This window comes from Phreatobacter sp. AB_2022a (assembly GCF_026847585.1).
Taxonomy (GTDB): domain Bacteria; phylum Pseudomonadota; class Alphaproteobacteria; order Rhizobiales; family Phreatobacteraceae; genus Phreatobacter.
In genome coordinates this window covers 225,904-244,014 of sequence record NZ_JAPSET010000003.1, presented here as the reverse complement: position 1 = coordinate 244,014, position 18,111 = coordinate 225,904, and the positions used below count along the sequence as shown (strand labels likewise).

Genomic DNA, 18,111 nt, shown 5'->3' with positions numbered 1-18,111 from the left:
ACTTCAGTCTCCTGCGCCTGTCGTCGCATGCGCATCGCCGCGGCCGCAGCATTGCGTCCGCGTCGATGCGGTTCTCTTGGCACTCCGGCCGTTCTCCGACATAAGCGTGTCGGCACGCGGCCGAAAGGCCGCGCCTCTCAGCACGCCGGAGATAGCAGCCATGTCCCAGACCTTCGATACGATCTTCAAGGGCGGCACGGTGGTCAACCAGGACGGCACCGGCCAGCGCGATATCGGCGTCGCGGGCGGCCGCATCGTCGCGATCGGCGATCTCTCGCGCCAGGCCGCCGGCGAGGTGGTGGATTGCACCGGCCTGCATGTCCTGCCCGGCGTCATCGACAGCCAGGTGCATTTCCGCGAGCCCGGCCCGGTGCACAAGGAGGATCTGGAGACCGGATCGCGCGCGGCCGTGATGGGCGGCGTCACCAGCGTCTTCGAAATGCCCAATACCGACCCTCAGACGACGAGCGAGGCGGCGCTCGCCGACAAGGTGGCCCGCGCCACCGGCCGCATGCATTGCGACTTTGCCTTCTGGGTCGGCGCGACGCACGGCAATGCCGCCGAGGTCGCCGAGCTCGAGCGCCTGCCGGGCGCGGCCGGCATCAAGGTGTTCATGGGCTCCTCCACCGGCTCGCTGCTGGTCGAGGACGACGAGGGCGTCGCCGCGGTCCTCCGGCGGACGCGCCGCCGGGCCGCCTTTCATTCCGAGGACGAGTACCGCCTGCGCGAGCGGGCCGGCCTCAGGATCCCGGGCGATCCGCGCTCGCATCCAGTCTGGCGCGACGAGATCGCCGCGCTCACCTGCACCGAGCGGCTGGTGGCGATCGCCCGGCGCTTCAACGCCAAGATCCACGTCCTGCACATTTCGACGGCCGAAGAGATCGACTTCCTGCAAGGCCACAAGGATGTCGCGACCTGCGAGGCGACGCCGCACCACCTGACGCTGGTCGCGCCCGACTGCTACGAGCGGCTCGGCACGCTCGCCCAGATGAACCCGCCGGTACGCGAGGTGCGCCATCGCGACCGCATCTGGCACGGCATCGGCCAGGGCATCGTCGACGTGCTCGGCTCCGATCATGCGCCGCACACCCTGGAGGAAAAGGCCAAGACCTATCCGGCCTCGCCCTCGGGAATGACCGGCGTCCAGACGCTGGTCCCGACCATGCTCGACCACGTCAATGCCGGCCGCCTGAGCCTGGAGCGCCTGGTCGATCTCACCAGCCACGGTCCGGCGCGGATTTTCGGCATTGCCGGCAAGGGCCGGATCGCCGCCGGCTACGATGCCGACCTCACCATCGTCGACCTGAAGCGCCGGCAGCGGATCACGGCGTCCTGGATCGCCTCGCGCAGCCAGTGGACGCCCTATGACGGCGTCGAGGTGACCGGCTGGCCGGTCGGCACCGTCATCCGCGGCCGGCGCGTCATGTGGGAGGGCGAACTTGCCACCCCATCGGGCGGCGCGCCGGTGCGCTTCCAGGACGCCGCGGGGCCGGGGCTGTGACGGGCCGGGCCCGTTCGACCGACGGCTATGCCGCCGAGGCGGCGACCCTGGCGGTTCGCTACGAGAGCATCCGGTTCGAGGATGTCCATGCCGATATCCTCCACCTCGTTCCGGCCGCGCCAAAGCGGGTCATCGATATCGGCGCCGGCACGGGCCGGGATGCCGCGGCGCTCGCCGGCCGCGGCCATCGCGTGCTGGCCGTGGAGCCGACGGCCGAGCTGCGCGCCGCGGGCGAGCGCCTGCATCCGGAGGCTGGCATCACCTGGCTCGACGACGGCCTGCCCGATCTCGCGCGGGTGCGTGCCGCGCCCGACCGGTTCGATCTCGCCTTCCTGACCGCCGTCTGGATGCATCTCGACAGGGCCGAGCGGCAGGTGGCGATGCGGGCGCTGGACGATCTGGTGGTTCCCGGCGGCCGTGTCTTCATGACGCTGCGCCACGGGCCGGTGCCGCCGGGCCGGCGCATGTTTCAGGTAACGGCCGGGGAGACGGTCACGCTCGCGGCCGCCAGCGGTTTCGCGCCGGTCCATGAAAGCCGCCGCGGCGACATGCTGGATCGCGACGCCGTGACCTGGACCATGCTCGTTCTCGAAAAGGCCGAGGCGGCCTGAGCACGTCCGCCGCGCGCGCTCAGCTCTTGTCGTCGAGCTTGGCGTCCGGCGCATTGGCCTTGACGCTGGCGATGCCGGCGTCGCGCGCGCTCGCCGAGGAATAGGTCTCGCTCGTGCCGATCACCTGGCCGTTGGCGGCCTTGAGATTGAACATGGGCTGGCCGTTCTTGGCCTCCTTGCGCTCGTAGCGCGCGTCGTTGGGCGCATTGGTCCGCACCGAGGCAATGCCGTTCTCGGCCGCTGCCTTGGTCGTGTAGAGCTCGCTCGTCAGGATGGTCTGGCCGTTGCCGGCCTTGAGCACGAAGCGGAACTGGCCATTCGTCGCCTTGGACAACACGAATGTTCCGGCCATGAGCTGTCTCCGAGGTTCGCTGCGAATCGGTGCGGATCGCTTGCCGGCAAAGGTTAGCGTGGCGGATCGCCGGTTCAACCCGGAGCCGTCCGGCCCGGCGCCGGATCATTCGCCGGCGAGGAAATAGTGCAGCGTGCCGTCGGGCCCGATGCCGAGGCGCCAGAACACCCAGGCGTTGAGCGCGCGCATGTCGCGCACGTCCTGCGCGGTCATCAGCCGGTAGAGATCGACCGACTGGCGCGGCGTGAGCCGGTCCAGCGGCACATGGGCCAGATAGGGCCAGACCGTCATTTCCTGCGGCGTGCCCTTGTTGATGACGGCCGGCGGCAGGTCGAGAATGTTGAGGAGGATGGCGAGGATCTCATGGCCCTGGCCGTCGCCAGAGGCCTGTTTCCAGAAGGCGATCGGGTCGCGCTCGCCGCCGCGGCTGAACACCGGCATGGTCTCGTTCATCTGGAACACCACGCCGAGGCGCTCGATATCGCCCGAGCGGGCGGCGAGGATGAGCTTCTCGCGCATATGGCCGACCCGATCCTTCAGGTCCTCGTTGTCGGGCAGGATCTCGACCGAGACAGGCGCGGGCCGGCGCGGACCGGCTGGCCGCGCCGGAGCGGCGGGGCCCGGGGCCGCGGAACGGGATGGCGGCGTCGCCCCTGCGGGCGCGGGAGCCGGCGGAGTTGCGGGAGCGGATGCCGCCGGCGGGGCGGTTTCGGCCGCTGCCGGGGGTGTTTCCCGGGCCTGGGGCGTGACGTCGCGAATGGTCGGGCGCAGCGGCGTCGCATTGTCCTGCGCGGGCGGCACCGTGCCGGCCGGCAGGCGCGCGCGATCGGCGGGCATGATCTGGGCGAGGGCGACGCCGAGAACGGTCACCGAGATGACGGCTGAGACGATGGCGACGGTCCGTGGGGTCAACAGGATCACCCTCGCAGCCGGCCCCGTCAGTGCGCCGAGCGGTCCACCGTGAATTCTCCGGCGCGTACGCGCTCGGCCAGCCGCTCGGCAAAGCCGGCGGCGGCTTCCTCGCCATAGGTCGCGACCATCTCGACGAAGGAGGCGAAGACCGCGGCCTGTGCGATGCAGTCGACGTCGAGCCCGTCGAGGCGGGCCTCGGCAAAGGCTTCCGACACATAGCCCATGGCGGCCTGCCGCTGGTCTTCGGCTTCGACGGCACGGGCTGAAATCGCGGGAGCAAACTGCATCGTCATGTCCTGAAGGGGGACCGGTCGACCCGATTTGCCCCATGAAGGGACACTAGCACGTGAGTCGGCCGAGGGCAGCCAATTCTCACCGGAAGGTTAACACCTGTGAATTAATCTTCAGTGATCCCAAAATGACACGCAGGATCTAGTTTACGAAACGGCTGGTGATGTCGGCGACGATGCGCTGGCCCTCGTCCAGATAGCGGCGGGTGGCGACCTGCGCGGCCGGCGTGCAGGAGCGATGGGTCTGCTCGAAACCGGCATAGCCGCGGTTGAAGCGCTGGATCAGCCGTTCGCGCCGCTCGGCGCTGCCGGCCTCGGCATCGATCAGGGCCTGCATCTCGCGCCGCCAGGCGCCCGTGTCCGGCGCGGTGCAGACCGTGCGCAGATAGTGCAGCGCCCCCATGATCTCGGCGAGCCGCAGGAGCTGAGGTTCATAGGGCGCCTGCATCAGCGCTTCGGGCACGGCCGGCGGGGCCGGCGGTGCCGTGGCACGCTGCGCTGCCGCCGGCCCGGCAAGGGCGACCTGCACAGCGAGGACCGGGATCAGCGCGCGAACCATGGTGAAGCTATGCGCCAGCCGGCCCGCCGCCGCAACCGGCGGGTCGCGACAGGGTTTATGCCGGCCCCGGAGTGCCGCGGGCGAGCGCGAACGCCGCCCGCGCCACCTCGGTGAGGCCCTCGGTCGTGGCAAGGCCCGCCATCTCGTCGAGATCGACCCAGCGGATGTCGGAGGCTTCCGGCGTCAGCTCGCCGTCACCGGCGAGCCAGCGGGCGGCATAGGTGACGACGACGAAATGACGCTCGACCCGGCCCTCGCCGTCGCGGCCGATAATGTCGCGGGCGCCGACGAGGCCGATCGGCTCGGCCTTGACGCCGACCTCCTCCATGAGTTCGCGCGCGGCCGCTTGGCCGAGCGTCTCGCCGACCTCGACGAGGCCGCCGGGCAGGCTGTAGAGCCCGCGTCCGGGCGGATTGGCGCGCTGGGCGACCAGCATCTTGCCGGCGCGGATCACCGCGGTCGAGACGGCGAGGATCGGCCGGAGCGGGTAGGAGCGATCGGACATGGACGGAAGGCTATCAGCGCCGCATCAGGGCGTCGATGGCGTCCTGGGCGGAGGCGGGCAGGGCGAGATCCTCTTCCGTTTCGGTCGCGGCGTTCATGATGCCGGCGGCGCGCGCGGCGAGCCGCTTCAGGATCAGCCCGGCCTCCTCCGCGACAATGGCCGTGGCAGGTCCCGGCCCGACCACCTTCAGGCTGTCGATGGCGGCGGTCATGAGCTGGTTCATCTGGTCGATCACGGCATGGAAGCGCGCGAGGACCTCGGGCGGCACATGCCGGTAGACGGCGAGCACCAGCTCCTTGTCGCGATAGCTGGAGGCGAGGAAATGTTCCTCGTAGGTGCGCGGCTGCCAGGCGAGCACGTCCTCCATGCAGTCGGGCATGGACGGGATCAGCTCCAGAAGCATGATCGCTTCGTTGAAATGGTTGAGATAGTCGGTCGCCAGCCGCGTTTCCGGATGAATATTGGCCGCGCGCAGACGCTCCGGCGTCAGCGTCAGTTCCGCGTTCTGTAGCTCCGCTGCGAACATCGGCTATGATCGTGTCCTTCTGGGCCCGGCCAACAAGCCATGCCCAGCGTGAAGGAAGACTTAAAAGCTCATGGACCAGGCGGGTTTCGACATCTTCGCGGCGGCCACCACGACGTTGCGGCAGCCGGGCTGAGCCATGTGCGGCCGCTTCGCCATCACCCTGGCGCCGGAACTGCTGCGCGAAGAGTTCGGTTATTCCGACCGGCCGAACTTTCCGCCGCGTTTCAACATCGCGCCGACCCAGCCGGTGCCGGTCGTCACCATCATCAACGGCGCGCGGCGTTTCGTGCTGATGCGCTGGGGTTTTCTGCCCGGCTGGGTCAAGGATCCCGCCGACTATCCGCTGGTCATCAATATCCGGGCCGAAACCGTGCGCGAGAAGGCCTCGTTCCGGGCGGCGTTCCAGCGCCGGCGCGGGCTGATGCCGGTCGACGGCTTCTACGAATGGCGGCGCGAGGGCCGCGTCTCGACGCCGCATCTGATCCGCCGCCCGGACGGGGCGCCCTTCGCCTTTCCCGCCCTGTGGGAGACCTGGGCCTCGCCCGACGGCTCGGAGGTCGACACGGTGGCGCTGATGACGACGGCGGCGCAGCCGCCGCTCGATGCCATCCATCCGCGCGCACCGATCATCCTCGACCCGCAATCCTGGGAGGAATGGCTCGATCCGGCGACGCCGCCCGATCGGGCCGAGGCGCTGATCGCGGCACCGCTGCAGGGCGAGCTCGAGCTCAGGCGCATCGGCCCGGCGGTGAACAAGGTCACCAATGACGGGCCGGAGATCCAGGACGAGGCGACCGATGCGCCGGCCGAGCCGGCACGGCCGGCGCGGGCGCCGCGGCAGAAGCCGGCGCCGAAGCCGCCGGACGACGGCGGGCAGGGGAGCCTGTTCTGAGCGGCAGGTGGGTCTTGCGGCAAGCGCCGTCGTGGTTCGCGGCCCGCCGCGGCGCAATGGGCGGGCGTCAGCGATCGGCCTCGACGCCATGCGCCGGCATCGACAGGACCTTGCCCGGATTGAGGATGCCCTTCGGGTCGAGCAGGGCCTTCACGCTGCGCATCAGGTCGAGCTCCACCGGGTCCTTCACCGCCGGCAGCAGGTCGCGCTTCATCCGGCCGATGCCGTGCTCGGCCGAGATGGAGCCGCCGAAACGGGCGACGATGCCGTGCACCAGTGCGTTCACCTCGTCATAGCGGGCAAGGAAGCCGTCCTTGTCGGCACCGACCGGCTGGCTGACGTTGAAGTGGATATTGCCGTCGCCGAGATGGCCGAACGGCACTGGCCGGCAGCCGGGGATCAGCGCCTCGCAGGCCGCCGAGGCCTCGGCGATGAAGGCCGGCACGGAGGCGACCGGCACCGAGACGTCGTGCTTGATCGATCCGCCTTCCGGTTTCTGCATCTCGCTCATGCCTTCGCGCCAGCGCCAGAAGGCCTCGCGCTGGGCGCTGCTGTCGGCGACCGCCGCATCCGCGACGAGACCGTCCTCCAGCGCCGAGGCGAGGATGTCCTCGAGCATGTCGCGCAGGCCCGCCGCCGCGGGCGAGGCGAGTTCGACGAGGCAGTACCAGGGCGCGGGCGCGCCCAGGGGATCGCGCGCGCCGGGCATGTGACGCAGCACGAATTCGAAGAGGTTGCGCGGCATCAGTTCGAAACCGGTCACCGCGAGGCCGGCACGCTCCTGCGCGCGGGCGAGCAGGGCCAGCGCCGCGGCGGGCGAAACGAGGCCGACCCAGGCGGCCTCCACCGCCCGTGGCGCCGCGACCAGCTTCAGCGATGCCGCGGTGATGATGCCGAGCGTCCCCTCCGCGCCGATGAACAGGTGCTTCAGGTCGTAGCCGGTATTGTCCTTCTTCAGCGTCCTCAAGCCGTGCCAGATCCGTCCATCGGCGAGCACCACTTCGAGGCCCAGCACCTGGTCGCGGGCGAGCCCATAGGCGACCGCCTGGGTGCCGCCCGCATTGGTGGCGAGATTGCCGCCGATGGTGCAGGAGCCTTTCGAGCCGATATTCAGGGGGAACAGCCGGCCGACCGCCGCGGCGGCATCCTGCGCCTCCTGCAGCGTCACGCCGGCTTCGGCGATCAGGGTGTTGCCGGCGGGGTCGACGGCCCGGATCGCCTTCATGCGGGTCAGCGAGACGATGATCTCGCCGCCTTCCGCGAAGGGCAGGTGGCCGCCGACGAGGCCGGTGGCGCCGCCCTGCGGCACCACCCGCGTTCCGGTTTCGCTGGCGAGCCTGAGGATCGCCGCGACCTCCTCGGTCGCCGCCGGCCGCAGCACGAGCTGCGTGCGCGCCGGATAGAGGTCGCGCCAGTCCTTCAGATAGGGCGCCTGGTCGGCGGGGTCGGTCAGGGCATGGCGCGCGCCGACGATCGAGGCGAAGCGCTCGATCAGCGCGGGCGCGAGCGGCGGGACGGGCGGCGGCGGGAGCGGCGAATGCGGCATGGCGGGCGCTGTCGGCTGGAGGGCGGCCGGCCATCTTTCCGCCGGGCCGCGTTGTCCTGTCAAATGGCGTGGCGGCAGCGCTCTGCGCGGGCCGTCCGGCGGACGCGAATTTCCGGTCGGGCAGGCCTGCGAACCCCTTCCTCTCGGGCGGCGCAGAGCCTATGTTCGTGACAGAGCTGCGACGCCCGTCAGGACCATAATTCCCCGGGGCCTTATCGATCTCAACGGGAGCTGTCCCTGACCCGGTCCCTGGACTGGGACATATGGCGCCCACCTACTTAGGTAGGTTCCCGGGATCGAGCGTCCAACGGCGGAGCGGCTCTACCGTTTCATTCGCTCGCCTTGCGGGGCCGATGCAGACATTGTCCGAAGCCGCGGCCTTATCCAAAGCTGCCCTGCGCGATGCGGCGCTTGGCCGCCGCGACGCCCTGTCCGTCGAAGCCCGCATCGAGGCATCTCTCGCGGTCGCGGCCCTGTTCCCGCTCGACCGGATCGCGGTTGCCGGCAAGGTCGTTTCCGGTTTCCTGCCGATCCAGTCCGAAATCGACGTCCGGCCGCTGATGGACCGGCTGCGCGCCGCAGGCGCCCGGCTGGCGCTGCCGGCCTTTCCCTCGCGCTCCACGCCCATGGTGTTCCGCCTGATGGAGCGCGGCGCGCCGCTGGTTCCGATGGGCTTCGGCACGTTCGGGCCGGATGCGCGCGCGCCGGAGGTCGAGCCCGACATCCTGATCACGCCGCTCGCCGCCTTCGACGCCGCCTTCAACCGCATCGGCTACGGCAAGGGCCATTACGACCGGGCCTTCGCCAGGCTCGACGCGACGGTTCGCCGGCTCGCCATCGGGGTTGCTTTTTCCGTCCAGCAGGTCGAAGTCATTCCGGTGGAGCCGCACGACCGCAGGCTCGACGCCATCCTGACCGAGACCGGATATAGGGCCCCCTGATGCGCCTCCTGTTCCTCGGTGACGTCGTCGGCAAGGCCGGCCGGGTCGCCGTCACCGAAAAGCTGCCGGGCCTCGTCGCCGCCTTGAAGCTCGATTGCGTCGTGATCAACGGCGAGAACGCCGCCCATGGTTTCGGCATCACCGAAGCCATCTACCAGGAACTGCTCGACGCCGGCGCCGACTGCGTCACGCTCGGCAATCATTCCTGGGACCAGCGCGAGGCGCTGGTCTTCATCGACCGGGCGCCGCGCCTCGTCCGGCCGGTCAACTATCCCTCCGGCACGCCCGGCCGGGGCGCCGCGCTGATCGAGACGCGCAAGGGGGCGCGCGTGCTGGTCGTCAATGCCATGGGCCGGGTGTTCATGGACGCGATGGACGACCCTTTCGCGGCGGTGGAGCGCGAGCTCGACGCCGCCCCGCTCGGCCGGGTCGCCGATGCCGCGGTCATCGACATCCATGCCGAGGCGACCAGCGAGAAGCAGGTCTTCGGCCATCTCTTCGACGGGCGTGCCTCGCTCGTCATCGGCACCCACACCCATGTACCGACCTCCGACCACCGGGTGCTGCCGGGCGGCACAGCCTACATGACCGATGTCGGCATGTGCGGCGATTACGATTCGGTCATCGGCATGGACAAGGCCGAGCCGCTGCGCCGCATGCGCGAGAAGACGCCGGGCGGCAAGTTCGAGCCGGCCGGCGGCCCGGCGACCTTGTCGGGCCTGGTGGTCGACATCGCCGATGGCGGGCTTGCGACGCGCTGCCAGCCGCTGCGCCTCGGCGGCCGGCTCGACCAGGTCATGCCGGAGTGACGGGCGCCCGCCGCCCTTGACCGCATCGGGGCTTTGCGCCTAACGAACCGCCATGTCGCACAATACTTTCGGCCATCTGTTCCGCGTCACCACCTTCGGCGAGAGCCACGGGGTGGCGCTCGGCTGCGTGGTCGACGGCTGCCCGCCGCGCATTCCGCTCACCGCCGAGGAGATCCAGGCCGATCTCGACCGCCGCCGGCCGGGCCAGTCGCGGTTCACCACCCAGCGGCGCGAGCCCGACGCGGTGAAGATCCTCTCCGGGGTCATGGTCGACGATGACGGCGTCCAGGTCACGACCGGCACGCCGATCGCGCTGCTGATCGAGAACACCGACCAGCGCTCCAAGGACTATTCCGACATCAAGGACAAGTTCCGGCCGGGCCATGCCGATTTCACCTATGAGATGAAATACGGCATTCGCGACTATCGCGGCGGCGGCCGGTCCTCCGCGCGCGAGACGGCGGCGCGGGTCGCGGCCGGCGCCATCGCCCGCAAGATCGTGCCCGGGCTGGACGTGCGCGGTGCCCTCGTCCAGATGGGCCCGCATGCCATCGACCGCGACAAGTGGGACTGGGACGAGATCGGCAACAACCCGTTCTTCTGCCCGGACCGGGACAAGGCCGCCTTCTACGAGACCTATCTCGACGGCATCCGCAAGGCCGGCTCGTCGATCGGCGCGGTCCTGGAGATCGTCGCCGAAGGCGTCCCGGCCGGCCTCGGCGCCCCCATCTATGCCAAGCTCGATGCCGACATTGCCGCCGCCCTCATGGGCATCAATGCGGTCAAGGGCGTCGAGATCGGCGCCGGCTTCGGCGCCGCCGCGCTGTCGGGCGAAGAGAATGCCGACGAGATGCGCATGGGCAATGACGGCGAGCCGCTGTTCCTCGCCAACCATGCCGGCGGCATTCTGGGCGGCATTTCCACCGGCCAGCCGATCATCGCGCGCTTCGCGGTCAAACCGACGTCCTCGATCCTCAATCCGCGCCTGACCATCGACAAGCATGGCGGCGAGGCCGATATTCTGACCAAGGGGCGGCACGATCCCTGCGTCGGCATCCGCGCCGTGCCGGTGGGCGAGGCGATGGTCGCCTGCGTCATTGCCGACCATTACCTGCGGCACCGCGCCCAGAACGGCTGATTTCAGTCCTGCTGAAAGACAGATCTGGAATGTGTGGATTTCAGTTTGACTGAAGGCCTCGGCTTCCCCATTTTGGGGAACATGAAGCTCGACATCTGGCTCTCCCGCGCCGGCATCACCCGGCAGGCCTTCGCCCGCAGCCTCGGCGTTTCGCCCGCGACGATCACCGCGCTGTGCAACGGCGAGGCGCCCTGGATGTCGCGCGAAACCGCGGCGCGCATTGCCGAACTGACCGCCGGCGCCGTCACCCCCAACGATTTCATCGGCCTCAAGGGGCCGCGCGATGAGGAAAATGCCATGCTGGAAGCCACCGAGCGCGTGAAGGCGGCCCTCGACGCCTTCGCCAGGGGTGAGATCGTCGTGGTCACCGACGACGACGACCGCGAGAACGAAGGCGACCTGATCGTCGCCGCCTCGCTCTGCACGCCGGAGCAGATGGCCTTCATCGTCCGCCACACCTCCGGCATCGTCTGCACGCCCCTGTCGATCGAGGAGGCGCGGCGGCTCCGGCTCGATCCGATGGTGTCCTCGAACGACAGTCCGCACGGCACGGCCTTCACCGTCTCGGTCGACTACCGCCATGGCACGACCACCGGCATTTCGGCCGACGACCGCACCGCGACCGTCCGGGCGCTCGCCAATCCCAATGCCGGCGCCGTCGATTTCGTGCGCCCGGGCCACATCTTCCCGCTGATCGCCAAGGACGGCGGCGTGCTGATGCGCTCCGGCCATACCGAGGCGGCGGTCGATCTCTGCAAGCTCGCCGGTCTGCCGCCGGTCGGCGTCATCTGCGAGCTGGTCAATGACGACGGCACGGTGACGCGCGGCCCGCAGGTGACGGCCTTCGCCGAGAAGCATGGTCTCGCCAAGGTATCGGTCGCCGATCTCATCAAATACCGCCAGGCGCGCGACCGTCTGGTCGAGCGTGCCGGCGAGTTCGCGATCGAGACGCCCTATGGGCCCGCCCGCGGCATTGCCTATCGCACGCCCTACGACAAGGTGGAGCACCTCGCCGTGGTGTTCGGCGAGGTCGAGGACGGCGCCACGACGCTGGTCAGGCTGCACCGCGAGACCGTGCTGCGCGACGTCTTCGGCAAGAACCCGGTGCTCGACTGCGCCATGAAGCGCCTCGCGGAGCGCGGCGGCGTGATGATCTATCTGCGCGACGGCACCGCCGGCGTGCCCAGCCAGTCGCTCGCCGCGACCGCCCCGCCGCCCGACATTCACGAGAGCCACGGCTCGGCGCGCCTGCGCGACGAGCAGTGGCGCGAGATCGGCCTCGGTGCGCAGATCCTGCGCGATCTCGGCGTCAACTCGATCTCCCTGCTCGCCTTCAAGAACCGCCGTTATGTCGGCCTCGGCGGCTTCGGCATCGAGATCAAGGAAACCGAAATGCTCGACGGCTGAGCGCGGCCCTCGGCCCGCTGCTTCAGGGCCGATCTGCGGCGGCGCAGGCGATGCAGCGGCGCGCATGACATGCAGGGCGGAGCGGCCGGGCGGGGTCAGCCTTTCGGCGTCAGTGGCCCGTAGCTTGCCGTCGCCGGCGGCTTGATCGCTTCGGGCACGAAGAAATCCGGTGCCAGAGCCTGGCTCGGATCCATCCGGTAGACGTCGAAATCGGTGACGCCCTCGCCGGCCAGGAACGTGTCGTCGACGAGGAAATGGCCGGTGAAATCGGACGGCTTGTTGAAGATGCGCCAGGCCGCGTCGGCAAGGATCTCCGGCGACCGGCTCTGGCGCATCAGGCTGTCGCCGCCGAGCAGATTCTTGATCGCCGAGGTTGCGATGGTGGTGCGCGGCCAGAGCGCGTTGACGCCGACCTCGCCCTTCAATTCGCCCGACAGGCCGAGCACGACGAGGCTCATGCCGAACTTGGCCATGGAATAGCCGGTGGTGCCGGCGAACCATTTGACGTTCATGTCGAGCGGCGGCGACAGCGCCAGGATATGCGGGTTGCGGCCGGCCGCCGCGCTCTCCCGCAGATGCGGGATAGCGTATTTCGAGACGAGATAGGTGCCGCGGGCATTGACCTGGTGCATCAGGTCGAACCGCTTCATGTCGAGCTTGTCGACCGGCGCGAGGTTGATCGCCGAGGCGTTGTTGACGACGATGTCGAGGCCGCCGAAATGCTCGACCGTCCTGGCGATGGCGCCGGCGACGCTCTCCTCCTCGCGCACGTCGACCACCAGCGGCAGGGCATTGCCGCCGGCGGCCTTCAGTTCCTCGGCTGCGGTATGGATGGTGCCGGGCAGCTTCGGGTGGGCGGTCTCGGTCTTGGCGGCGACCACCACATTCGCGCCGTCGCGCGCCGCTCTGAGGCCGATTGCAAGGCCGATGCCGCGCGAGGCGCCGGTGATGAACAGCGTCTTGCCTTTCAGGCTCATGATCTCCTCCCCTGGATCGCGATCACCGAGCCTGGCATCGGCGCGGCTTCAGGTCTTGCGTCCTGTCGTCATTTGCGGGTCATGAAGGCGGCGAAGGCCTTGCGCGCCTCGTCCGACATCAGCTGCTGGCCGAACAGCACGCCTTCCTCGTCCATCCGCCGGCGCAGCGCCTCGGCGCCGCCCCGGATCAGCCGGCGGGTATGGGCGAGAGCCTGGGGCGGCTTGGCGGCGAGGCGCGCCGCCGCGTCGAGAGCCTTCGCCTCCAGTTCGGCTTCCGGCACTTCGGCATTGATCATGCCCATCTCGACCGCTTCGCGCGCGCCGAAGCCGTCGGCGAGCATCAGATATTCGCTCGCCTTCTTGAAGCCGGCGAGCTGCGGCAGGAGGAGCGAGGACGCCGCTTCCGGCACCAGGCCGAGGTCGACGAAGGGCATGCGGAACTGCGCCCTGGGGCTCGCATAGGCAAGGTCCATGTGCAGCACCATGGTCGTGCCGACGCCGATCGCCAGGCCGTCGATGGCGGCGATCATCGGCACTTCGACAGTGGCGAGCGCCTTGATGAAACGAAAGGCCGGCGAGGCGCCGTCGCCGCCCGAGGAGCGCGCCATGAAGTCGGCAATGTCGTTGCCGGAGGTGAAGACGCCGGGACCGCCGGCGAAGACCACGGCTCGCGTGCCCTCGGCCGGCGCATTCTCGATCACGCCGCGCATCCGGTCGTACATGTCGCCGGTCAGCGCGTTCTTCTTGTCGAGCCGGTTCATGCGAACCAGCACGACGCCATTGTCGTGCCTTGCGATGGAAACGTGATCGGTCATGCCAGGTCCTCGGCCTCATCTCGACAAGGTTGGGGCCGCGCCGCCGGCTGGACTCATCCAGCAGGCTGCAGGGCCAGATCGTTGACGCTCTCCGCGCCCTCCGTCACCGCGGCTTCGAGGCCCGGGGCGGCGGGGCTCAGGTTCTCGGCGAAGAAGCGCGCCATGGCGGTGGCGGCCTGCGCCGCTTCGCCGCCGCCGTCCTCGCGCTCGGCCAGGGCCTTCTCGGCGAGCGCGGCGCCGCCGAGGGCGAGGCCGAACAGCCGGGCATAGGGCGTCGCGCCGGCCAGCGCGTCGGCCGGATCGGATTTCAGCGCGGCGAGCAGATGCGCCGTCGCCCGTTCCAGGCTGTCGATCGCTTCTGTCAGACGCGAGGCGGTGCGGCCGAAGCCGGAGGCGTTGGTGCCGACCACCTTGGCGACGATCGCCCGCATGCGGGCGATCTCGTCGGCGACCAGCTTGCCGCCTTCGAGGCCGATCTTGCGGGTGACGAGATCGATCGCCTGGATGCCATTGGTGCCTTCATAGATGGCGAAGATGCGGGCATCGCGCATGTGCTGGGCGGCACCCGTCTCCTCGACGAAACCCATGCCGCCATGCACCTGCACGCCGAGGGAGGCGACCTCGTTGCCGATGTCGGTGGAGAAGGCCTTGGCGATCGGGGTGAGCAGCGAGGCGCGCGCCTGGCCGGCCGCGCGCTCGGCCTCGGTCCGGCCGAGATGGGCCCGGTCGATCTCGGCGGCCAGCATGTAGCAGATGGCGCGGGCGCCCTGCGTGTAGCCGCGCATCGTCGCCAGCATGCGCCTGACGTCGGGATGCAGGATGATCGGGCTCATGCCTTCGCCGGCATAGCCGGGCGCGCGGCCCTGGCGCCGCTCCTCGGCATAGGCGAGCGCCTGCTGGGTGGCGCGCTCGGCAATGGCGACGCCCTGCAGCGCCACCGCGAGGCGGGCATTGTTCATCATGGTGAACATGGCGGCGAGGCCGCGGTTCTCCTCGCCGACGAGATAGCCCACCGCGCCGCCGGCATCGCCATAGACCATGGTGCAGGTCGGCGAGCCGTGGACGCCGAGCTTGTGCTCGATCGAATGGCAGCGCACGTCGTTGCGCGCGCCGAGCGAGCCGTCGGCATTGACCAGGAACTTCGGCACGATGAACAGCGAGATGCCCTTGGTGCCGCCGGGCGCATCCGGCAGCCTGGCGAGGACCAGGTGCACGATATTCTCGGTCAGGTCGTGCTCGCCATAGGTGATGAAGATCTTCGAGCCGGTGATCCGGTAGGTGCCGTCGGCGGCGCGGGTCGCGCGCGTCCTCAGGCCCGCGAGATCCGAGCCGGCCGACGGCTCGGTGAGGTTCATCGTGCCGGTCCACTCGCCCGACACCATTTTCGGCAGGTAGATTGCCTTCAGCTCGTCCGAGGCATGGGCCGATATCGCTTCGATCGCGCCCTGGGTCAGGAGCGGGCCGAGGCCGAAGGCGCTCGAAGCCGCGTTCCACATTTCGAGGCAGGCCGCGTTGATGACGCAGGGCAGGCCCTGGCCGCCGAAGGCAGCGTCCGCCATCAGGCCGTTCCAGCCGGCGGCCGCCCAGTCGGTATAGGTCTCCTTCCAGCCGGCCGGCATGGTCACCTTGCCGTCCTTGAAGGGCGTGCCGGTCCTGTCGCCGACCGTGTTCAGCGGTGCGATGCGGTCGGCGGCGAATTTGGCGGCCTCTTCGAGCACGGCATCGACGAGATCCGGCGTCAGCTCGCCATAGAGGCCGTCGGCCAGGGCGCGATCGAGGCCCGCGACGTGTTTCAGTGTCTTGGCGATGTCGGTGACGGGCGCGCGATAGCTCATTGGTCTCCTCCGCGCGGCCGTCCTCGGTCCAGTCGCCTGTGGCCGCGAGAATGCCCGGCACCATGGCGAAGCCGCGTCCGTCGTGCAACGGCACGGCGCGCGATCTGGACGAACGAGGGATAGAATCGTTTGACGTTTACGTCAACGGAAGATGGTGCTGATGCCGTGCCGGTGACCAGTTGTATCCGGTGTCTTCTATTGTCCGCCGTTTTTGGGATACAGGTGGGATACACGCCTTGCATGACGCTTGGCCGTGGTTCGAGGCTGGCTCCGCTCGCACCTCACCGCGAGGGTGGCTGGTGAGTGGCGGCAGCGGGCTTCACGAAGCTCTGCGGGCGTTGCAGCACGGGCAGTGCGAAGTGCTCGCAATGCGCAAGGCATCGTGAGCGACGCTGATGCGGTCCACGTCCCTCCCTCATGGTGAGGTGCGAGCGGAGCCAGCCTCGAACCACGGCCGTCCCTGATGCAGGGTTCAAACAACGCAAGTTCGCCGCCATGACCTCGCGCCAGACGTTACGCCTCGCTCCCGACGCCGCCGGGCTCGCCGAAGCCGGCCGGCTGCTGCGCGCGGGCGGTCTCGTCGCCTTCCCGACCGAGACCGTCTATGGCCTTGGCGCGGACGCGACCGACGGCCGGGCGGTTGCCGGGATCTACGAGGCCAAGGGACGGCCGAGCTTCAATCCGCTGATCGCCCATGTCGCGACGCGCGAGGCGGCGCTCGCGCTCGGCCGGTTCGATGCGGCCGCCGAAGCGCTCGCCGAGGCGTTCTGGCCGGGACCGCTGACCCTGGTCGTGCCGCTCGCCGCCGGCAGCCCGATCTCCGAGCTCGCCCGCGCCGGGCTCGACACGGTCGGCCTGCGCGTACCCGACCATCCGGTGGCGCATGCCCTGCTGGAGGCGGCCGGCAGGCCGATCGCCGGGCCCTCGGCCAACCGGTCGGGCCATGTCAGCCCGACCGATGCGGATCATGTCCTCGCCGATCTCGACGGCCGGATCGACGCGGTCCTCGATGCCGGCCCGACCCTGGTCGGGGTCGAATCGACCATCGTCGCCTGCCTCGACGGCGGGCCGGTCCTGCTGCGTCCGGGCGGAGTGTCGCGGGCCGCTCTCGCCAAGGTCCTCGGCCGGCCGCCGGGAACGGCGGCCAAGGCGGCGCGGGCCGAGGCGGCGCCGCTCGCGCCGGGCATGCTCGCTTCGCATTATGCGCCGCGTGCCCATGTCCGGCTCGACGCGGTCTCGGTCGCGCCGGGCGAGGCCCTGCTCGCCTTCGGCGCCGCGATGCCGCCGCATGACGGACCGGTTCTGAACCTTTCGGCTGCCGGCGACCTCGCCGAGGCCGCGGCCAATCTCTTCGGCCACCTGCGCGCCCTGGACGCGGCCGGGGCGACAGGCATCGCGGTCATGCCGGTGCCCCATGACGGGCTCGGCGAAGCCATCCGCGATCGCCTCGCTCGCGCCGCGGCGCCGCGCGACTGACCGGCAGAGGGCGCCGGTCGCGTCTCGGGGCCGGCATCAAGCCGCCTCCTCCTCTTGAGACTTCGCCTCGCGCTGCAGCCAGGCGCTGAAGGCGGCGACCGCCGGCCGGTTCGCCGCCTCCGGCGCGGTCACGATGTAATAGGCGAAGGCGGTCGGCCAGGGCCGGTCCAGCGCCAGGGCAAGGCGCCCGGCGGCAATCTCGCCGGCAGCATAGATGTCGCGCACCAGCGCCAGCCCCTGACCCGCTTCCGCGGCGCGGATCAGGAGGAAGTCGTCGTCGAAGCTCGGCCCGCGCGTCGCCCGGCCGCCGGGCTCGACATCCCCGCCGGTCATGCCGTGGGCCCTCAGCCAGAGCGGCCAGTCGGCGCGGTCATTGTCCTGCAGCAGGGGATAGGCGAGGCAGTCGCCAGGGGTGGCGATCGGCGGGCCGGCGGCGATGAGGCCCGGGCTGCCGACCGGCACCATTGCCGGCGCCATCAGGTGCACCGCCTCGAGCCCTGGATAGCGGCCGAGGCCATGGCGGATTGCCATGTCGACGCGGCCGCTGCGCAGGTCGACCACCTCCTGCGCCGCCTCCACCCGGACCTCGATCTCTGGATGCGCGGCGGTGAAGCGGCCGAGCCGCGGGATCAGCCATGAGGCCGCGAAGGATGGGGCCGTGGTCACCGTCAGCGTCCTGCGCGCTGCGGACGCTTCCAGCGTGCCGAGCGCTTCGGCAAGCTGGTCGAAGGCGCGCAGCACCTGGCCATGGACCCTGGCTCCGGCCTCGGTCAACTGCATGCCGTAGCGGGTTCGGCTGAACAGGGCCGTGCCGGTCCGTGCCTCCAGCAGCCGGATCTGCTGGCTGACCGCCCCCGAGGTCACGCCCATCGTTTCGGCGGCCTGTTTGATGCTGCCGCGCCGGCCGGTCTCGGCGAAGGCGCGGAGCGCGAGCAGGGGCATGACCGGACTCATCAGAATTTAGCCTACCTAATGCCAGAGGGGAGAATGAATCGTTTCTGCAATGCAGTGTAAGTCAC

Annotated in this window: 19 protein-coding genes and 1 other RNA gene; 9 read left to right on the top strand and 11 right to left on the bottom strand. The window is 69.9% G+C overall.

Going from position 1 to position 18,111, the window contains the following annotated elements; translation table 11 throughout:
• Positions 1-160: 160 nt before the first annotated feature.
• Positions 161-1,501 (top strand): dihydroorotase, encoded by a 1,341-nt coding sequence (locus OZ671_RS03875; protein WP_268859501.1) that lies wholly within the window; start codon positions 161-163, stop codon positions 1,499-1,501.
• A complete protein-coding gene (locus tag OZ671_RS03870) occupies positions 1,498-2,112 on the top strand; it encodes a class I SAM-dependent methyltransferase (RefSeq protein ID WP_268859500.1) in 615 nt (204 codons plus the stop codon). Before OZ671_RS03875 ends, OZ671_RS03870 begins: the two co-directional genes overlap by 4 nt.
• 19 nt (positions 2,113-2,131) lie before the next feature.
• On the opposite strand, the gene OZ671_RS03865 is transcribed toward OZ671_RS03870, so the two are convergent.
• The 6 genes from OZ671_RS03865 to OZ671_RS03840 all read right to left on the bottom strand — a co-directional run bounded on the left by OZ671_RS03865 (position 2,132) and on the right by OZ671_RS03840 (position 5,256).
• Positions 2,132-2,464, bottom strand: a complete 333-nt coding sequence (locus OZ671_RS03865; protein ID WP_268859499.1) for a YegP family protein — start codon at positions 2,462-2,464, stop codon at positions 2,132-2,134.
• Between the two features lie 105 nt (positions 2,465-2,569).
• Positions 2,570-3,376, bottom strand: a complete 807-nt coding sequence (locus tag OZ671_RS03860) for a hypothetical protein (protein ID WP_268859498.1) — start codon at positions 3,374-3,376, stop codon at positions 2,570-2,572.
• 26 nt (positions 3,377-3,402) lie between these two features.
• Positions 3,403-3,663, bottom strand: a complete 261-nt coding sequence (locus OZ671_RS03855; protein ID WP_268859497.1) for a hypothetical protein — start codon at positions 3,661-3,663, stop codon at positions 3,403-3,405.
• A gap of 145 nt (positions 3,664-3,808) precedes the next feature.
• Complete coding sequence (locus tag OZ671_RS03850; RefSeq protein ID WP_268859496.1) at positions 3,809-4,225, bottom strand: TIGR02301 family protein; 417 nt, start codon at positions 4,223-4,225, stop codon at positions 3,809-3,811.
• A 55-nt stretch (positions 4,226-4,280) separates the two neighbouring features.
• Positions 4,281-4,730, bottom strand: coding sequence for an NUDIX hydrolase (locus OZ671_RS03845; protein WP_268859495.1), 450 nt, complete (start codon positions 4,728-4,730; stop codon positions 4,281-4,283).
• A gap of 13 nt (positions 4,731-4,743) precedes the next feature.
• Positions 4,744-5,256, bottom strand: coding sequence for a hypothetical protein (locus OZ671_RS03840; RefSeq protein WP_103167822.1), 513 nt, complete (start codon positions 5,254-5,256; stop codon positions 4,744-4,746).
• A 136-nt stretch (positions 5,257-5,392) separates the two neighbouring features.
• Here OZ671_RS03840 and OZ671_RS03835 point away from each other — a divergent pair, with 136 nt between their 5' ends.
• Positions 5,393-6,148, top strand: coding sequence for an SOS response-associated peptidase (locus OZ671_RS03835; protein ID WP_268859494.1), 756 nt, complete (start codon positions 5,393-5,395; stop codon positions 6,146-6,148).
• A gap of 67 nt (positions 6,149-6,215) precedes the next feature.
• On the opposite strand, the gene OZ671_RS03830 is transcribed toward OZ671_RS03835, so the two are convergent.
• The gene (locus OZ671_RS03830) at positions 6,216-7,694 is read right to left on the bottom strand and encodes an FAD-binding oxidoreductase (protein WP_268859493.1); all 1,479 of its coding nucleotides are present in this window, start codon (positions 7,692-7,694) and stop codon (positions 6,216-6,218) included.
• Positions 7,695-7,864: 170 nt separating this feature from the next.
• Between OZ671_RS03830 and ssrS the strand changes: the two genes are divergently transcribed.
• From ssrS to ribB, 5 genes are all read left to right on the top strand, one after another.
• Positions 7,865-8,020: non-coding RNA, 6S RNA (ssrS, locus tag OZ671_RS03825), on the top strand.
• Between the two features lie 27 nt (positions 8,021-8,047).
• A complete protein-coding gene (locus OZ671_RS03820; RefSeq protein ID WP_268859492.1) occupies positions 8,048-8,635 on the top strand; it encodes a 5-formyltetrahydrofolate cyclo-ligase in 588 nt (195 codons plus the stop codon).
• Positions 8,635-9,444, top strand: a complete 810-nt coding sequence (locus OZ671_RS03815) for a TIGR00282 family metallophosphoesterase (protein ID WP_268859491.1) — start codon at positions 8,635-8,637, stop codon at positions 9,442-9,444. The genes OZ671_RS03820 and OZ671_RS03815 overlap by 1 nt, the downstream gene beginning before the upstream one ends.
• 52 nt (positions 9,445-9,496) lie before the next feature.
• A complete protein-coding gene (gene aroC / locus OZ671_RS03810; RefSeq protein ID WP_268859490.1) occupies positions 9,497-10,582 on the top strand; it encodes a chorismate synthase in 1,086 nt (361 codons plus the stop codon).
• 81 nt (positions 10,583-10,663) lie between these two features.
• Positions 10,664-11,989 (top strand): 3,4-dihydroxy-2-butanone-4-phosphate synthase, encoded by a 1,326-nt coding sequence (gene ribB, locus OZ671_RS03805; RefSeq protein ID WP_268859489.1) that lies wholly within the window; start codon positions 10,664-10,666, stop codon positions 11,987-11,989.
• A 95-nt stretch (positions 11,990-12,084) separates the two neighbouring features.
• Here the strand turns inward: ribB and OZ671_RS03800 are convergent, their stop codons facing one another.
• From OZ671_RS03800 to OZ671_RS03790, 3 genes are all read right to left on the bottom strand, one after another.
• Complete coding sequence (locus tag OZ671_RS03800; protein WP_268859488.1) at positions 12,085-12,966, bottom strand: SDR family oxidoreductase; 882 nt, start codon at positions 12,964-12,966, stop codon at positions 12,085-12,087.
• 68 nt (positions 12,967-13,034) lie between these two features.
• Positions 13,035-13,781 carry an enoyl-CoA hydratase-related protein gene (locus tag OZ671_RS03795; protein ID WP_268859487.1) on the bottom strand — a complete coding sequence of 249 codons (747 nt, stop codon included), beginning with the start codon at positions 13,779-13,781 and terminating at the stop codon, positions 13,035-13,037.
• A 53-nt stretch (positions 13,782-13,834) separates the two neighbouring features.
• A complete protein-coding gene (locus OZ671_RS03790) occupies positions 13,835-15,616 on the bottom strand; it encodes an acyl-CoA dehydrogenase (RefSeq protein ID WP_268859486.1) in 1,782 nt (593 codons plus the stop codon).
• Between the two features lie 495 nt (positions 15,617-16,111).
• Here OZ671_RS03790 and OZ671_RS03785 point away from each other — a divergent pair, with 495 nt between their 5' ends.
• Positions 16,112-17,092 carry an L-threonylcarbamoyladenylate synthase gene (locus tag OZ671_RS03785; protein WP_268859485.1) on the top strand — a complete coding sequence of 327 codons (981 nt, stop codon included), beginning with the start codon at positions 16,112-16,114 and terminating at the stop codon, positions 17,090-17,092.
• Between the two features lie 36 nt (positions 17,093-17,128).
• On the opposite strand, the gene OZ671_RS03780 is transcribed toward OZ671_RS03785, so the two are convergent.
• Positions 17,129-18,034, bottom strand: a complete 906-nt coding sequence (locus OZ671_RS03780) for a LysR substrate-binding domain-containing protein (protein ID WP_268859484.1) — start codon at positions 18,032-18,034, stop codon at positions 17,129-17,131.
• Positions 18,035-18,111: the final 77 nt, after the last annotated feature.

Excerpts from the sequence above, each read along its gene's own strand:
- OZ671_RS03875 (WP_268859501.1), top strand. The coding sequence starts at position 161 with ATGTCCCAGACCTTCGATACGATCTTCAAGGGCGGCACGGTGGTCAAC.
- OZ671_RS03865 (WP_268859499.1), bottom strand. The coding sequence starts at position 2,464 with ATGGCCGGAACATTCGTGTTGTCCAAGGCGACGAATGGCCAGTTCCGC.
- OZ671_RS03855 (WP_268859497.1), bottom strand. The coding sequence starts at position 3,663 with ATGCAGTTTGCTCCCGCGATTTCAGCCCGTGCCGTCGAAGCCGAAGAC.
- OZ671_RS03850 (WP_268859496.1), bottom strand. The coding sequence starts at position 4,225 with ATGGTTCGCGCGCTGATCCCGGTCCTCGCTGTGCAGGTCGCCCTTGCC.
- OZ671_RS03845 (WP_268859495.1), bottom strand. The coding sequence starts at position 4,730 with ATGTCCGATCGCTCCTACCCGCTCCGGCCGATCCTCGCCGTCTCGACC.
- OZ671_RS03840 (WP_103167822.1), bottom strand. The coding sequence starts at position 5,256 with ATGTTCGCAGCGGAGCTACAGAACGCGGAACTGACGCTGACGCCGGAG.
- OZ671_RS03835 (WP_268859494.1), top strand. The coding sequence starts at position 5,393 with ATGTGCGGCCGCTTCGCCATCACCCTGGCGCCGGAACTGCTGCGCGAA.
- OZ671_RS03830 (WP_268859493.1), bottom strand. The coding sequence starts at position 7,694 with ATGCCGCATTCGCCGCTCCCGCCGCCGCCCGTCCCGCCGCTCGCGCCC.
- OZ671_RS03820 (WP_268859492.1), top strand. The coding sequence starts at position 8,048 with ATGCAGACATTGTCCGAAGCCGCGGCCTTATCCAAAGCTGCCCTGCGC.
- OZ671_RS03815 (WP_268859491.1), top strand. The coding sequence starts at position 8,635 with ATGCGCCTCCTGTTCCTCGGTGACGTCGTCGGCAAGGCCGGCCGGGTC.
- aroC (WP_268859490.1), top strand. The coding sequence starts at position 9,497 with ATGTCGCACAATACTTTCGGCCATCTGTTCCGCGTCACCACCTTCGGC.
- ribB (WP_268859489.1), top strand. The coding sequence starts at position 10,664 with ATGAAGCTCGACATCTGGCTCTCCCGCGCCGGCATCACCCGGCAGGCC.
- OZ671_RS03800 (WP_268859488.1), bottom strand. The coding sequence starts at position 12,966 with ATGAGCCTGAAAGGCAAGACGCTGTTCATCACCGGCGCCTCGCGCGGC.
- OZ671_RS03795 (WP_268859487.1), bottom strand. The coding sequence starts at position 13,781 with ATGACCGATCACGTTTCCATCGCAAGGCACGACAATGGCGTCGTGCTG.
- OZ671_RS03790 (WP_268859486.1), bottom strand. The coding sequence starts at position 15,616 with ATGAGCTATCGCGCGCCCGTCACCGACATCGCCAAGACACTGAAACAC.
- OZ671_RS03785 (WP_268859485.1), top strand. The coding sequence starts at position 16,112 with ATGACCTCGCGCCAGACGTTACGCCTCGCTCCCGACGCCGCCGGGCTC.
- OZ671_RS03780 (WP_268859484.1), bottom strand. The coding sequence starts at position 18,034 with ATGCCCCTGCTCGCGCTCCGCGCCTTCGCCGAGACCGGCCGGCGCGGC.